General features: G+C 62.2%; 10 protein-coding genes. 3 read left to right on the top strand and 7 right to left on the bottom strand.

The features are described 5' to 3' along the window. Positions 1 to 258 precede the first annotated feature (258 nt). From AC1VWL_RS14485 to AC1VWL_RS14500, 4 genes are all read right to left on the bottom strand, one after another. Entirely contained in the window at positions 259 to 2,631 is a 2,373-nt protein-coding gene (locus tag AC1VWL_RS14485; RefSeq protein WP_482987160.1) for a methyl-accepting chemotaxis protein, read from the bottom strand. Between the two features lie 83 nt (positions 2,632 to 2,714). Then, positions 2,715 to 3,098 carry a hypothetical protein gene (locus AC1VWL_RS14490; RefSeq protein ID WP_481615562.1) on the bottom strand — a complete coding sequence of 128 codons (384 nt, stop codon included), beginning with the start codon at positions 3,096 to 3,098 and terminating at the stop codon, positions 2,715 to 2,717. Between the two features lie 123 nt (positions 3,099 to 3,221). Beyond that, a complete protein-coding gene (locus AC1VWL_RS14495) occupies positions 3,222 to 3,713 on the bottom strand; it encodes a chemotaxis protein CheW (protein WP_282272732.1) in 492 nt (163 codons plus the stop codon). A gap of 274 nt (positions 3,714 to 3,987) precedes the next feature. Beyond that, positions 3,988 to 4,755, bottom strand: coding sequence for a flagellar brake protein (locus AC1VWL_RS14500; protein WP_482987161.1), 768 nt, complete (start codon positions 4,753 to 4,755; stop codon positions 3,988 to 3,990). Between the two features lie 344 nt (positions 4,756 to 5,099). Here AC1VWL_RS14500 and AC1VWL_RS14505 point away from each other — a divergent pair, with 344 nt between their 5' ends. From AC1VWL_RS14505 to AC1VWL_RS14515, 3 genes are all read left to right on the top strand, one after another. Beyond that, positions 5,100 to 5,852 (top strand): class I SAM-dependent methyltransferase, encoded by a 753-nt coding sequence (locus AC1VWL_RS14505; RefSeq protein ID WP_482987162.1) that lies wholly within the window; start codon positions 5,100 to 5,102, stop codon positions 5,850 to 5,852. Between the two features lie 117 nt (positions 5,853 to 5,969). Further along, complete coding sequence (locus AC1VWL_RS14510; protein ID WP_482987163.1) at positions 5,970 to 6,992, top strand: GNAT family N-acetyltransferase; 1,023 nt, start codon at positions 5,970 to 5,972, stop codon at positions 6,990 to 6,992. 32 nt (positions 6,993 to 7,024) lie between these two features. Continuing rightward, entirely contained in the window at positions 7,025 to 8,410 is a 1,386-nt protein-coding gene (locus AC1VWL_RS14515) for an FAD-binding oxidoreductase (protein ID WP_482987164.1), read from the top strand. A gap of 193 nt (positions 8,411 to 8,603) precedes the next feature. Here AC1VWL_RS14515 and AC1VWL_RS14520 read toward each other — a convergent pair whose 3' ends face one another. The 3 genes from AC1VWL_RS14520 to AC1VWL_RS14530 form a co-directional block, all read right to left on the bottom strand. Continuing rightward, on the bottom strand, positions 8,604 to 10,835 hold the full coding sequence (locus tag AC1VWL_RS14520; RefSeq protein WP_482987165.1) for a methyl-accepting chemotaxis protein: 2,232 nt from the start codon (positions 10,833 to 10,835) through the stop codon (positions 8,604 to 8,606). A 410-nt stretch (positions 10,836 to 11,245) separates the two neighbouring features. Beyond that, complete coding sequence (locus AC1VWL_RS14525; protein WP_482987166.1) at positions 11,246 to 13,879, bottom strand: methyl-accepting chemotaxis protein; 2,634 nt, start codon at positions 13,877 to 13,879, stop codon at positions 11,246 to 11,248. Between the two features lie 132 nt (positions 13,880 to 14,011). After that, the coding region (locus AC1VWL_RS14530; RefSeq protein WP_482987167.1) for a methyl-accepting chemotaxis protein at positions 14,012 to 14,885 on the bottom strand (874 nt) is incomplete at its 5' end.

Below are 14,885 nucleotides of genomic sequence, written 5' to 3' on the forward strand. Positions count from 1 at the left end.
CTGAAGAGGTACGCCTGCCAAAGCAGTCGATCTGTTCACGTATGCGAAGAAGGGACGTGTATTCGGTTGTGGGAGCGGCGTAAGCCAGCGAAGCTGGTGGTGCTTGCAGTCGTTGGTGCCGCCTCGACCTAAGGTGTGCCAGCTTCGCGGCTTACGCCGCTCCAAAAAAAAATCCGATGCCAGGGACTGGCATCGGATTTCGGGTGGTTCAATTGCTTGGCTTGGCTGCGTTGTCAGCACAGCCAACGCTGGTGTCGCTTAGAACTCCTGCCAATCCGAGTCAGCCAGTTCGGCTACTGCGGTGCGGGCAGCGGCTGCGCGACGGCGAGGTGCCGGTGCTGCTGCCTGGACGGCGGGGCGGGGTGCCGGTTCACGTGCGGAAGCCGGGCTGCTGGTGACAGCGGCGCCTTCTTCCAGCTGGAAAACGGATACCACGTTGGCCAGATGCGCGGCCTGTTCTTCCATAGAGCGGGCCGACGCGGTGGCTTCTTCGACCAATGCGGCGTTCTGCTGGGTGGTTTCGTCCATCTGCACGATGGTCTGGTTGACCTGCTCGATGCCGGCCGACTGTTCCTGCGAGGCAGCGGAGATCTCAGCCATGATGTCGGTCACGCGCTGCACCGAGGCGACGATCTCGCCCATGGTGGTGCCGGCCTTGCGGACCAGTGCCGAGCCGTCAGCGACCTTGCCGACGGAGTCATCGATCAGGCCCTTGATCTCCTTGGCGGCGCCGGCAGAGCGCTGGGCCAGCGTGCGAACTTCCGACGCCACCACGGCAAAGCCGCGGCCCTGTTCACCGGCACGTGCGGCTTCCACCGCAGCGTTCAAGGCCAGGATATTGGTCTGGAAGGCGATGCCGTCGATCACCGAGATGATCTCGGCAATCTTGCGCGAGGACTGTTCGATCTGGGTCATGGTGGTGACCACCTGGCTGACCACTTCACCGCCCTGCGAGGCCACCGAGGCGGCGCCGATGGCGAGCTGGTTGGCCTGGCGTGCCGATTCTGCGTTCTGGCGCACGGTGGAGGTCAATTCCTCCATCGATGCTGCGGTTTCTTCCAGGTTGGCGGCCTGCTGCTCGGTACGACGCGACAGGTCGTTGTTACCGGCGGCAATTTCGCTGGCGGACGAGTTGATCGACACCGAGGACTGCTTGATGCGGCCAACAATGCCGGTCAGCTGTTCGGCGGTGGCGTTGGCGTCGTCACGCATGGTGGCGAACACGCCTTGGTACTCGCCGTGCATGCGCACGGTCAGGTCGCCGCGCGAGAGCGCAGACAACAGTGCCGAGATCTGCTCCAGGCTGCTGGCATTGGCGTCCAGCAGGCTGTTGATCTGCTCGGCCAGCTGCAGGAAGAAGCCGTCCTTGTCGGCGGTGCCGATGCGGCCGCTGAGGTCGCCAGCAGCGGCGGCTTCCATGATGCGCGCCACTTCCTTCTCGACCTGGGCCTCGGTGCTGCGATCGCGCCATTCGACAACGTGGCCAACCGGTACATTGTTGTCGTCACGGATCACCGAAATGGTCTGTGCGAACTCGGCTTCGCCAAAGCGCATTTCACGCTTGAATACGCCGTTCTTCTCGAGGCCTTCCATCACCTTGCCGTCAACCTCGCCACGGTGCTCGAGTACGGTGACCGGCTGGCCGACCAGTGGCTGGCTGGCGTCGAAGTCGGTCAGTGCGCTGCTGATTTCCTCGTGGTGCTCGCTGAGCTTGTCGAGCAGGGCGCGGTTGGCGTAGACGATCTCGAGGTCGTTGTTGGTCAGGAACACGCCGGTGGACGAATAGTCCAGCGCGGTACGGATGCGCAGGTTCTCGCTGGCGATGATCTGGTCGCGGTCGATGCGTTCGCGCAGGTCGCGCTGCATGCGCTGCATGGCGCGCAGCAGATCGCCAACTTCGTCGGCACGCGAGACGTCGATGGAACCATCCAGCTTGCCGCTGGCGACTTCATTGGCCACGTCCACGGCGCCACGGATGGTGGCAACCAGCGAGCGGGCAAACAGCCAGATCAGTGCCAGACCGGCAGCACCACCGACCAGCACGGCAATGATGCCGACCAGGGCGGAAGCGCGATAGGTTTCTTCGGCCTGCTTGGCAGCGGCCTGGGCGCGGGTATTGTCGTTCGCGGCCAGTGCCTGCAGGGCGTTATAGGCATTGCGGTGCAGGTTGCGGGTTTCGCCAACAAAGGTGTCGATGGCGTCATCCGGCAGGTCCAATGCCAGCATTTCGGTCACGGCGTCGTACGACGCAGCCGCCTTGCCCCAGTCGGCGACAAAGGCATCAAACAGCTTCTTCTGCTCCGGGCTGTCGATCAGCTTCGGATAGGCGGCGATGGTGGTGTCGATCTGCATGCGCAGTTCGGTGGCACGTGCCTTGGCATCGGCTTTGACGTCATCGCTGGCGCGCACCAGGCTCTGGTAGGACGCATTGCGGTATTCGCTGACCATGCCACTCAACTCACCGGTGGTGCGAAGGCTGGGCATGCGGTTTTCAGCGAGGTCGGTGGTGACGTTGTTCAGCGAATGCAGGCCGCGGTAGGCGACGATGCCCTGCAACAACATGACGAACAGCACGACGCCGAAAGTAAGCATCAGCTTCGGCTTCAGTTTCAGCGAGTTGATCCACTGCATCTTGCGCGATCTCCGGGAACAGGCCCCGCCATGTCACACGGGCGGGGTGGCGCGCCGGCGGGACCGGCGCGACGAAAGGCGGATTACTTGATGTTTGCCAGCTTCAGGTTGGCCGGCGACGCCACTTCGATTTCGGCGCGCGATGCCTCGCGCTGGATCTTGCCGATCACGCAGACGGTCTTGCCTTCCAGGGTTTCCAGCGGGAAGCCGAACTTGCTGCGGTTGCTGCCAGCGATGCGTGCCGAGAAGGTGTGGCGCGGGAACATGCCGCCCATGTGCAGGAAAGTCGGCTGGCCTTCGGAGCCTTCGGCGTAGCGGGCTTTCTCGACCTTGCCACAGACCATGCCGTCCTTGCCGGCGAAGCGCGCTGCGGTTTCCGGCGGGATCATCTCGGCATCGGCAGCGGCGTCGAACGCGACGGTCGCCAGTACGGTGGCAGCAAACAGCGGAAGTACATGCTTGTACATCGGGAACTCCGGAAAAGGATAGGGGGCCGGTCGGGGAGGACAGGCATGCAATCGCTATCGGCCCATAGTCGTCGGGCTTGAATTGCATGCATGGAACTGTGATCGACTTGGCGAAACCTTCGCTCAGGCCGCTTCTTCGGCAACGCTCGGCTGACCAAGATCGGCGGTATCGAGCAGGGTCTCGATATCCAGCAGGATCAGCATGCGATCGTCCTGGGTGCCGATGCCGGAGATGAAGCGGGTATCGACTGCAGCACCGAATTCCGGGGTCGGGCGGATCTGCTCGGCGTTGAGCGGGATCACGTCGGAAACGCTGTCCACGACGATGCCGACAACGCGGTCTTCGACGTTGAGCACGATCATCACGGTGAAGGCGTCATAGCGTGCTTCGTCCAGCCGCAGCTTCAGGCGCAGGTCGATGACCGGCACGATGGTACCGCGCAGGTTGATGACACCTTTGATGTAGTCGGGGGCATCGGGGACACGGGTGACGGCGTCATAACCGCGGATTTCCTGCACTTTGAGGATATCCACGCCGTAGTGTTCGTTGCCGAGGGTGAAGCTGAGGTACTCGCCACCGGTGGTATCGGCGGACGTGCTGCGGGAGTCATTCATGGCGGATCCTGGTCCTGGCGGGCTGCCGATGCGATGCGGCTGATGCACCGGTATCGGCGCTTTCGGGTGGGACTTTAGGCGCCGAGGCAGGAATCGCGGGATGGGGGGGGGCAGGAGTGTGATTCTGGCCAGGATTAGCTGCGGTTGCCGTTTGTGCTCCCGCCCTTTGCCGTCATTCCCGCCTTCGCGGGGATGACGGCCTAGGGAAAATGCGACGGCAAAAACAAAAACAAAAGCGAGAAAGCCCCAGGCTTCCGTCGCTAGTGCGCTTGCCTTACTCCCCGTTGCTGCGCGCCTTGCGCAAGCGGTCAATCCGGAAGATGTAGCGCTGGATGATGTTGTCGGCGCCGCGCGGAAGGTCGTCGAAGCGCAGGCCGATGCGGGTCATCTCCGAACCGTTGGGCTGCTTCTGTTGGCGCAGGTTGCAGACCACAAACGAGCACTTGATCGGTGCTCCTTCGGGAACCTCCAGCAAGCAGCTGTAGCGGCTCTGGAGTTTGAGCAGGTTCTGGTCGGGCGGTAGCAGCAGGGCTATGCCGCCTGCGCTGATGTCAAGCACGCGCCAACGGGTGGCTTCGCCGCCGTCCGGGTCTGGGAGAACGCAATACGGCGAATCGCCAACCGGCGTCTCCAGGCGATAGAACTCGCGCCGCTGCAGGTGATAAACCTCTTCCGGCAACGGCATCTCAAAGGCCGTGTGTTCACCGCGCTCAACGCGGTGATGGCCCTGCAACTGGAAGCGCACCATGACCTTGTCGACCTGGCCAAAGCAGAGCAGGGTGCTTGCGGCCTCCACCGAACGGTTGATCGATGGGACCGGGCTGGCATCCAGCACCAGGCCCTGCATGTCCACCTCCAGCACCGCTGAAGGGAAGGACTGGTCGCGCCCATCCGGGTGCACATTGATCATCGAGCGCTGATCGATCATGGCCTGTAGCAGATGCCTTACCTGATGCGGATTACGCACCATGTAGCGATCATCGGCATACAGGTTGCCGGCGTGTGGCGAGGGCGTCGGTGCAGTCGATTCGTGGTCGGGCATGGACACTTTACGGTTGGGCGGTGATCAGCGTGGCCGCCTTGGAGGCGGTACAAACTGTGATAACGGCCGCCTTTTTAACATCTTTAATCAGTCTGTTACGAGCCCAGTAACAGCACGCGCTGATTTAGCTACCTGTCTATGGGCTCCCGAAATTCCGCCGACACTGTAATGTCCAGACTGCCGGGCTTCTGACGGCGGTATAGGGGGAACCTGAGTGGCGGCTTAATGTTCGAAATGACAGTGTGAAATAGTCTTAAACGGTGATTTGTATCACAATTTAACATTCAGTGATCCGTGAGCATCTGCAACTTCCGAGCAGTACCCTCAACGCAAGGGAACAGCAGATGAGCAAGGAAGCCGCAGATCAGTTCGATCAGTTGGGTGCGCTCTACGAAGACATGGCAACCTGGCCATTCCGGAAGTACATCGAAACCCCAAGCGTGTTTGCGGCGCTGGGCCCACTCGATGGACTTGATGTCCTGGAGTACGGCTGTGGCAGCGGTTACTACTCGCGTCTGTTGAAACGCGCAGGCGCACGCAAGGTGGTTGGATATGACCTCGCCGAGGGCATGCTTGAGTACGCCCGCCGCTGTGCGCAGCGTGACGGCCTGGACATCAGCTTCCGCTCCACGTTGGATGAAACCACCAACGGTAATTTCGATCTTGTGCTGGCGGTCTATGTGCTGCCTTATGCCACCACATTGGCCGAGTTGGATCAGATGGCGGCAGAAATGATGTCGCCGCTGCAGCCCGGCGGGCGTTTGGTCGCATTGCCCATCCATGCACGTTACGCACCAGCGCCGAGTTACTACGCGGGTTGCGGCTTCACGCTGACGCCGGATGACGACGCCAATCCCTGGCAGGAAGGGGGGCGCCTGCGTCTGGATTTGCGTTATCGCCAGTACGAGGCCAGCGTGCACGCATGGTATTGGTCGCAGCAGGCAATCGAGGCGGCGTTGCTGAGAGCGGGTGCGGAAGATATCAAATGGTCGAATCCACGGCTGGTGGCGGGTCATGACCTGGGCGCGGTGCCACCGGCACTGCAGGCCTATGTCGATGAGCCGCACGCGGCAATCATTGCGTGCCGCAAGCGCTAGCAACGCACGCTACCAGCCAGCGGTATCCGGCAAGACGCACTTGCTGTAGTGAACCATGCCTTCGCTCCTGCCCTCGGTCTGGCCACCCGGGCGGTGAGCGTCCCCGAGGGTAGAGCGATGCCCATTGAAGTGGAAGTACTGAATTCCATCGAGCAGATGGATGAACCCGAGTACCGTGAATTCCACAACGCCAGCGGCGCTTCCTTCTTCTACGACTGGCGCTTTCTGTGTGCTGCGGAGCGCTCGCCCTTGTTGGCGATCAAGGGTGCGTTCTACCTGCTGGCCCGCGAAGGCGGGAGGCTGGTCGGCTTCGTGCCTGCGTACCTGCAGTTGGTGCAGACCGTGGATCCTTTTGGTCTGCTTGCGCGTACTGCGGGCATTCAAAGCGATCGTGAGCAATGCGCGCTTTTCAGCCATGCGATGCACTGCTTTGACAGCGGTGTGATCGTGCTGCTGGGCGCGGAAGCCGAAGATGCATTGGTCGCCGCACTGAAGTCGCTGGCGGTCAAGCTGGATGCGCAGTATGTGGGGTTGTTGAATGTCGCCAGTGATCAGGCTCGGCAGCAATTGGCGGAGCAGGGGCTGGCAGTGCGCTACCTGGTCGATCGCTACTTCATGGACATGACCCGGTTTGAAGGTTTCGACGCCGTGATCAAGGCGTTGCCCAAGGATGGGCGCTATGAGATGACCAGACAGTTGCGCAAATTCGCTGCCGGAAGCGGCGGCATCAGTCTGCTCAGCCCGCCCTTCGATCATCGCCTGGAGCAGCTCACCGAGTTGTGCCAGCAGACCACCGCACGCAATGGAACGCCGCAATATTTCCCCGCGCAGACGCTGGCACGCTTCGTTCGTACCTGTGAGGGTTTGATCCGGCTGGTGGTGGTGGAAGACCAGGGTGTGGTCGTCGGCGGCCTGATCTGCTTCCTCGACGGAACTCTGATGTGCATCTGGTCGGCCGGGATGCGCTACGACCTTACCGATTACAGTCCTTATACCGTCAGTTTCGCCTATGCCTACGAATGGGCCTTGGGCGCAGGCATAGATACCATCGAAGCAGGGCGTTTGAATGCACGCATCAAGACCCGGCTTGGCCTGCAACCATTGCCACTCTACTCAGCGACAAGCGTTGTCGCCGTCTGACTCAGCCTTCTGGATGATCCGAGGGAACCACCATGGACCTGCAGCACGCAAAGATGCTCCCCGACGACTACCGGGCCTTCTCGCAGACATTGGAGGGCAAGGTCAGATCCCGTCATCATGCCGAGTACGCCAGCTGGTATTACAGCACGGCGTGGAATCGACGCCATTTCGAACGGTTCCCCGAATACATCGTGCGTGCCGTCTCGGTAGAGGACGTAATCAAAAGCGTGAACTTCGCGCGCTTGCATGGCCTCAGGATTGCGGTGAAGGGGTCGGGCCACAGCTACGCGGGCAGCTTCCTGCATCGCGGTGGCCTGCTGCTGGACCTGGCCCAGCTCAATGCGATCGAGGTGGATGTGGAACGGGAGACAGTGACCGCGGGCCCCGGTGTGACCAGTGCCCAGTTGACGCATGCTTTGGCACCGCACGGATTGGCATTCCCAACGGGTCACGGTGCAAAAGTTGGCATTTCTGGGTTTTTGCTGGGCGGGGGGCTCGGTATCAATTGCGACGCCTGGGGTGGCATGAGCACCTTCAACATACTTGCGTTGGATGTAGTGACCGCCGATGGCCGCTTGCTGCATGCCAGCGAAACCGAGAATGCAGAGCTGTTCTGGGCGGCACGAGGCGGCGGCCCCTGCCTGTTCTTTGTGGTGGTTGGGTTTCACCTGCGCACCTGGCTCGCGCCCAAAGCGATACTGGCACGCAGCTACGCGCTGGATACGGCCAGACTCAAGCCCTTGCTGATGGCCTTGTGTGCACGTCGGCACGACGATCGCGCGCAGGTCATGTTGGTGCTTGGCGGTGCGCCGGGTGTACCGGCGGCCTTGAGTGTCAGTGTGTTCTGCGACGATGCCGCCGAAGCCGGATCACTGCACGCTGCGCTGGAGATGGATCTGCAGCCTTGGTTGGGTGAGTTCGTCGAGCAAGAGCTCGACAGCTTCGATCCCATCTACCAACAGACCGAGCAGGCCATGGTCAGCAAGCGCTACCGGGCCGACAACATCCTCACCGATGCTGCGGGGAAGGTTGCCGATGTGCTGGTTGCAGGCATGCAGACACGGCCTTCGCCCGCTACGTTCTGTCTGCTGATCCTGCGTCCCATTCATGAGCACGCGGACGCAGCGTACTCGATTCATGGGCGGCTTTCCGTTTCAACCTACGCGCAGTGGAACGACGAGGACGAAGACGATCTGAACAGGGATTGGTTGCGCCGTCTATTTGATCAGCTGGCACCTCTTGCTACCGGCAGCTATATCAATGAATTCGATCTTGAGTCGCGTTCCGGCGAGGTCGCGACCTGTTACTCCGCCGATGCGTGGCGGCGTCTGCAGAAACTGCGCCAGCGCTATGACGAACATGGGATATTTCCGGGTGTGTCGCCGTTGGCGACGGATGTCGGCGAACGGGTTTTCTGATCGACGCTGTGCCTATGTGGAGAGGATGCATCGGTGGGATCAAATGGCGCATCCCGGCTACGGGGGGCAGCTGGATAACAGGTCGATCCAGCGCTGCCTGGTATGAGATCGAGGGACGTTTCGCCCAAGCGGGTGAATGAACTGCAGGCGGCGGGCGGGCCAGAGAGAGCCGCCCGCGGCCAACAGTAATGCCTTAGAACTCCTGCCAATCGTCAGCGCTGGCGACAGGTGCGCGCGTCGTTGGCTTCGGGATTGAGCGCAGTGCCGGACGACCACGCGGCGGTGCTGCCCCTGCGCTGGCAGCTACCTTGGCCAGGGTAGCGCTTACCGAACCTGCCAGGCGGAATTGCGCCACCGCAGCCGACAGCTGTTGTGCCTGGTCTTCCATGGAACGCGCTGCTGCCGTGGCCTCCTCGACCAACGCGGCATTCTGCTGGGTGGATTCATCCATCTGCATGACGGTCTGGTTGACCTGGTCGATACCGGTGGATTGTTCCTGCGATGCAGATGAGATGTCAGCCATGATGGTGGTAACACGCTGCACCGAGGCAACGATCTCGTCCATGGTGGTGCCGGCATTGCGGACCAGTTGCGAACCTTCGGCGACTTTATCGACCGAACTGTCGATCAAGCCCTTGATCTCCTTGGCGGCAGCGGCCGAGCGCTGCGCCAGCGTGCGCACCTCCGATGCCACCACCGCAAAGCCGCGGCCCTGATCACCGGCGCGTGCCGCTTCCACCGCAGCGTTGAGCGCCAGGATATTGGTCTGGAAGGCGATGCCGTCGATGACGCTGATGATGTCAGCGATTTTCTTCGATGAAGCCTCGATCGCGCTCATGGTGGTCACTACCTGCCCAACCACGCTGCCGCCTTGCGCCGCCACCTCGGCCGCACCGCGCGCCAGCTGATCGGCCTGGCGAGCATGTTCGGCGTTCTGGCGGACCGTCGAGGTGAGCTCCTCCATCGATGCCGCGGTTTCTTCCAGATTGGCGGCCTGCTGCTCGGTGCGGCGGGACAGGTCGTCATTCCCGGTGGCAATTTCGCTGGCCGACAGGCTGATGCTGCCGCTGGCCGCCTGGATACCCGAGACGATACTGCCCAGTTGGTCGACGGTGGCGTTGCCATCATCGCGCATGCGGGCGAACACACCGTGGAACTCGCCTTCCATGCGCTGGGTGAGGTCGCCTTGCGCAACCGCCTGCAACAGCTTGGAGAGGTGGCCAAGATTGACTTCGGTGGTTTCCATCAGCGAGTTGACGCCACCGACCATATCGCGGAAATCGTGCTCGAACTGATCGGCATCACCACGCTGGCTGAAGTCGCCAGCTGCCGCGGCATTGGCCAGGCGCTTGATCTCGTTGTTGATCGTCGAAAGGCTGGTTTTGGTGTTGTCCATGGCCTGGGTGATGGCGAACTTTTCACCGGGCAGGCGGTCCATATCCACCGACAGGTCACCGCGTGCGTAGTGGCGCATCACTTCCACCGCACGCATCTTGACGCCGATGTGCTGGGCAACAAGGGTGTTGACCTCTCGCACCATCCGCCCGTACTCGCCGGGGAACCGCGATTCGTCGATGCGGAAGCTGATCGCGCCCTGGTCGTGCTCACGTACCATCTCGTTCTGTGCGCCGATGACAGCCTTGAGCTGGTTCTGCACACGCTGCATCGAAGCGAGCAGGGCGCCCACCTCATCCTTGCGGCTGCCGTCGATGGTGCCGTCAAGGCGGCCATTGGCGACATCGTCCGCGGCGCGTAGTGCATCGTTCACCGGACGCACGATGGCGCGCACGATCACCACGCCCAAGGCGATGGACAACAGGCCGAGCAGCAACATGCAGACGATGATGGCGGTGGTGCTGCGGGTCTGCGCGGTCTTGGCTGCGGCGACTTCCTTGTCCAGTACGGAGGCAACGTGAACGCTGAGCTTCTCCACCGCGTCAAACAGGTCGCGGCGGCTGACACGCGACTGATCGTTGGATATGGTCTGGGCCAGTTCGGATTGACCCTCGCTGATGGCCTTCTCCATCAAGGCGTGCGCGCTGAAGTAGGCGTCCAGGGTCTTGCCCAGTTCGGCGTAAAGCGCCTGCTGGCTGCTGTCGGCCGGCAGTGCTTCGTACTGCTTGCGGTGCTCGGCCAGTTTCTGCCGCTGGTCGATGATGCGCTGGTTGTACTCGGCGACAAATGCCGGCTCGTCCAGATGGGAGAGCTGGGACAACTCGGCAATGCGGATCTCGGCCAGATCCGCACGCATGCGCTCCAGATACTGCACGGCCGGCATGTAGCGTGCGCTGACCTGGTCGAGCTGGGCGGTGGCCTGATGCAGGCGCTGTACGGCAAAGCCGCCCATGGCCAGGGTGGTGAGGGTGGTGAGGGTGAAAGCAACTGCGAGTTTTCTGGCGATGCTGAGGTTGCGAAAGAACTCCATCTCTAACTCTCCGGATCGACTGCAGATTTGGACGCTGTGGAGGGGTCTCATCCAACCCTGGATTGCACAGCGTAGTGTCCACGCCGCAAGCCTATGCGGGTGTTGTCATAGCCGATAACGGCGTTTTCTTAGTGTGCTGTAGGGGGTTCTACGTCCGGAATTCTGAAGGATTCAGCACAATCAGCTGAAAGCGCATCACAAGCCTTAGCCGTTCAAGGACATCAGGATCTTTTAGTGATGCGCCGCTTGGAATGAATGTGCGCCCATTCACTATTTCAGATTATTTCACCAGCTCTCTTACGATCATTCGCAGGTGACGATTTTCAGCATATTGCTCAAGCCGGTGAATCGCGGAAACAAAAAAAGCCCCCGGCATTGGCGGCCGGGGGCTTTGTGTAACAGCGGGACGGTCAGAATTCCTGCCAGTTCGCCTCATCCAGTTTGCGCGCTGCCTGACCGCTGCGGTTGCTGACGGCAACCGGGCGCGGACGGTGTTGCGGATGCTGTGTGACGACTGCGACCGGCGCCTTGTTTGCTGACTTGTTGCCGCTATCCACAGCAGTTCGGAACACCGCCACCGCCTCGGTCAGCTGGTTGGCCTGGTCTTCCATCGAGCGTGCGGCGGCGGTGGCTTCTTCCACCAGCGCGGCGTTCTGCTGGGTGGTTTCGTCCATCTGCATGACGGTCTGGTTGACCTGGTCGATGCCGGCGCTCTGTTCCTGCGAGGCCGCCGAGATCTCGGCCATGATGTCGGTCACGCGCTGCACCGAGGTGACGATCTCATCCATGGTGGTACCGGCCTGTTGCACCAGCGCCGAGCCTTCGCCGACCTTGCCGACCGAGTCGTCGATCAGGCCCTTGATCTCCTTGGCTGCAGCGGCGGAGCGCTGGGCGAGGGTGCGCACTTCCGAAGCCACCACCGCGAAGCCGCGGCCCTGTTCGCCGGCACGCGCAGCTTCCACCGCGGCGTTGAGCGCCAGGATATTGGTCTGGAAGGCGATGCCGTCGATGACGCTGATGATGTCGGCGATCTTCTTCGACGAGGCTTCAATCGCGCTCATGGTGGTGACGACCTGGCCGACCACGGTGCCGCCCTGGCTGGCGACGCCATGCGCGCCGATGGCGAGCTGGTTGGCCTGGCGCGCGTGTTCTGCATTCTGGCGTACGGTGGAGGTCAGTTCCTCCATCGAGGCCGCGGTTTCTTCCAGGTTGGCAGCCTGCTGCTCGGTGCGGCGCGACAGGTCGCTGTTGCCGGTGGCGATTTCGCTGGCGGCCAGGTTGATGCTGGAAGCCGCGTGCTGGATGCGGCCGATGATGTCGGTCAGCTGTTCAACGGTGGCATTGGCATCGTCGCGCATGTTGGCGAACACGCCGTGGAAATCGCCCTGCATCTTCGCGGTCAGGTCGCCGCGGGCGATGGCCTGCAGCAACTGCGACAGCTCGGACAGGTTGCCGTCGGTGGTTTCCATCAGCTGGTTGAGGCTGCTGACCATGTCGCGGAAATCATGCTGGTAGGCAGTGGCATCGCCGCGCACCGAGAAGTCGCCCTGTGCGGCGGCGCCGGCCAGGCGCTTGATCTCGCTGTTGATCGCCGACAGGCTGGCCTTGACCGCATCCACGGTCTCGGTGATGACGGCTTTCTCGCCGGGCAGGCGTTCGATATCGACGGACAGATCGCCATTGGCATAGCGCTTGATGATCTCCAATGCGGACAGCAGCATCTGGATGTGCGAAGCGACCAACGCGTTGCTTTCCTTGACCATCACGCCGTAGTCACCGGGGAAGGCGGTCTCGTCCATGCGGTGGCTGATCACGCCGGCATCATGCTGTTTCGCCATTTCCCGCTGCGCGCCAATCACTGACTGCAGCTGCGCCTGCATGCGCTGCATCGAGTTGAGCAGGGTGCCAAGCTCATCGTCACGTTGCACGCTGACAGCATTGTCGAGCTTGCCGGCAGCGATGTTGTCGGACAGCTTGACCGCCTCGTTCAAGGGTTTGAAAACGAACCTGCGAAGCAGCAGGAACAGTGCGCCGCACAGCAGCAGCGCGGCAACGATGCCGACCACGATGATCGTCCACAGCAGCGTGCGTGCCTGTTCCATCAGCAAGGCGCGCGGCACCACGACGCCGAAGGCGAAGCTCTGCTCGGCATCTCCGATCTTCAGTGGAACATAGGTTTCCACCACGTCTTCGTCGAGGACCGGATCACGGCGCTGCTCGAAGGTGATCTTGTTGCTGGCGGTGTTGGCCAGCAGCGCACGGGTGTCGGCATCATCGGCCTTGCTGCCGACCTTGGCCGGATCACGGTCGGCGATGATGGTGCCCGCCGGCGACAGCAGGCGGACGTAGCCTTCCTGCATCGGGCGCATCTTGGACAGGCGGTCCTGCAGCGACTGCAGGGCGAAATCCACCGTGACGACGCCCAGGAACTGGCCGTCCTGCACGATCGGGGTCGCCAGCGTGGTCATCAGGATCTTCTTGCCGCCGATCTCATAGCTGTACGGTTCCAGCACCGATGGCTTCTTGGTCGAGGCCGGCTGCAGGTACCAGTCGCCGTCGCCGGGTACGTCATAGCCACGCAGCGGTTCCTGCACCGGTGCGCCGCCCTGCCAGGCCCAGTAACTCATGAAACGGCCGCTGGCGTCATGGCCGTCGGCGTCGACATGGTTGGCATCGTCTCCGTCGAAGGCCTGCGGCTCCCACAAGGTGCCTACACCCACCCACTGCGGATTGTTCAACGCTTGGGATTGCAGCACCTGGGCAGCGCTCACGCGGCTGAAGCCGCCTTGTTGGCGCAGTGCCAGGAAGCTGCGTGACAAGGTGTCGTTGGCTTCAAAGCCGTGGCCGAGCTCGGTGGAGATGCGTTGCGCCTCGAGCTGGGCGATGTTCTCAAGGCTTACCCGTGAGGCTGACAGCAGTGCGTCGCTGCTGCGCAGGTAGATGAACAGTGCGGTGAGGCCAAATGCGACGGTCGCGACCAATGCCGTTCCCAGCATCAAGCGCATTGCAATACTGCGGGTAAGGAAACTCGTGGGCAAAGACATGGGTTACTGCTGGCCTGGTGTGTTGGGATTTCTCAGTACATCGGCATCTGGAGGCGGAGCTGGAGCGTTTTCTTGCACTGAAATGACGACGCCCCTATTCAGGGGCGTCGTTCATACATGTGCAGCTGGCGATCAGAATTCCTGCCAGTCACCGTCGTTGTCGACGCGCACGGCGGCATTGCCGCGTTGCGCCGGGGCGACTGCACGCAGACGACGGGCCGGGGCGGGTGTGGCGGGGGTAAACGCAGCTTTGGCCTGCTGGGGCTGCGCCACAACGGCTTGCGCTGCGCCGGTGCGGAATACGGCTACTGCCTCGGTGAGCTGGTTGGCCTGGTCTTCCATCGAACGTGCGGCGGCAGTGGCTTCTTCCACCAGCGCGGCGTTCTGCTGGGTGGTTTCGTCCATCTGCATGACGGTCTGGTTGACCTGGTCGATGCCGGCGCTCTGTTCCTGCGAGGCCGCCGAGATCTCGGCCATGATGTCGGTCACGCGCTGCACCGAGGTGACGATCTCATCCATGGTGGTACCGGCCTGTTGCACCAGCGCCGAGCCTTCGCCGACCTTGCCGACCGAGTCGTCGATCAGGCCCTTGATCTCCTTGGCTGCAGCGGCGGAGCGCTGGGCGAGGGTGCGCACTTCCGAAGCCACCACCGCGAAACCACGGCCTTGTTCGCCGGCACGCGCGGCTTCCACCGCGGCGTTGAGCGCCAGGATGTTGGTCTGGAAGGCAATGCCGTCGATGACGCTGATGATGTCGGCGATCTTCTTCGACGAGGCTTCAATCGCGCTCATGGTGGTGACGACCTGGCCAACCACGGTGCCGCCCTGGCTGGCGACGCCATGCGCGCCGATGGCGAGCTGGTTGGCCTGGCGCGCGTGTTCTGCATTCTGGCGCACGGTGGAGGTCAGTTCCTCCATCGAGGCCGCGGTTTCTTCCAGGTTGGCAGCCTGCTGCTCGGTGCGGCGCGACAGGTCGCTGTTGCCGGTGGCGATTTCGCTGGCGGCC

It is taken from the genome of Stenotrophomonas sp. STEN063 (assembly GCF_056854515.1).

What these genes read in the sequence shown, in the direction of transcription:
- AC1VWL_RS14485 (WP_482987160.1), bottom strand. Translation starts at nt 2,631, where the DNA reads ATGCAGTGGATCAACTCGCTGAAACTGAAGCCGAAGCTGATGCTTACT.
- AC1VWL_RS14490 (WP_481615562.1), bottom strand. Translation starts at nt 3,098, where the DNA reads ATGTACAAGCATGTACTTCCGCTGTTTGCTGCCACCGTACTGGCGACC.
- AC1VWL_RS14495 (WP_282272732.1), bottom strand. Translation starts at nt 3,713, where the DNA reads ATGAATGACTCCCGCAGCACGTCCGCCGATACCACCGGTGGCGAGTAC.
- AC1VWL_RS14500 (WP_482987161.1), bottom strand. Translation starts at nt 4,755, where the DNA reads ATGCCCGACCACGAATCGACTGCACCGACGCCCTCGCCACACGCCGGC.
- AC1VWL_RS14505 (WP_482987162.1), top strand. Translation starts at nt 5,100, where the DNA reads ATGAGCAAGGAAGCCGCAGATCAGTTCGATCAGTTGGGTGCGCTCTAC.
- AC1VWL_RS14510 (WP_482987163.1), top strand. Translation starts at nt 5,970, where the DNA reads ATGCCCATTGAAGTGGAAGTACTGAATTCCATCGAGCAGATGGATGAA.
- AC1VWL_RS14515 (WP_482987164.1), top strand. Translation starts at nt 7,025, where the DNA reads ATGGACCTGCAGCACGCAAAGATGCTCCCCGACGACTACCGGGCCTTC.
- AC1VWL_RS14520 (WP_482987165.1), bottom strand. Translation starts at nt 10,835, where the DNA reads ATGGAGTTCTTTCGCAACCTCAGCATCGCCAGAAAACTCGCAGTTGCT.
- AC1VWL_RS14525 (WP_482987166.1), bottom strand. Translation starts at nt 13,879, where the DNA reads ATGTCTTTGCCCACGAGTTTCCTTACCCGCAGTATTGCAATGCGCTTG.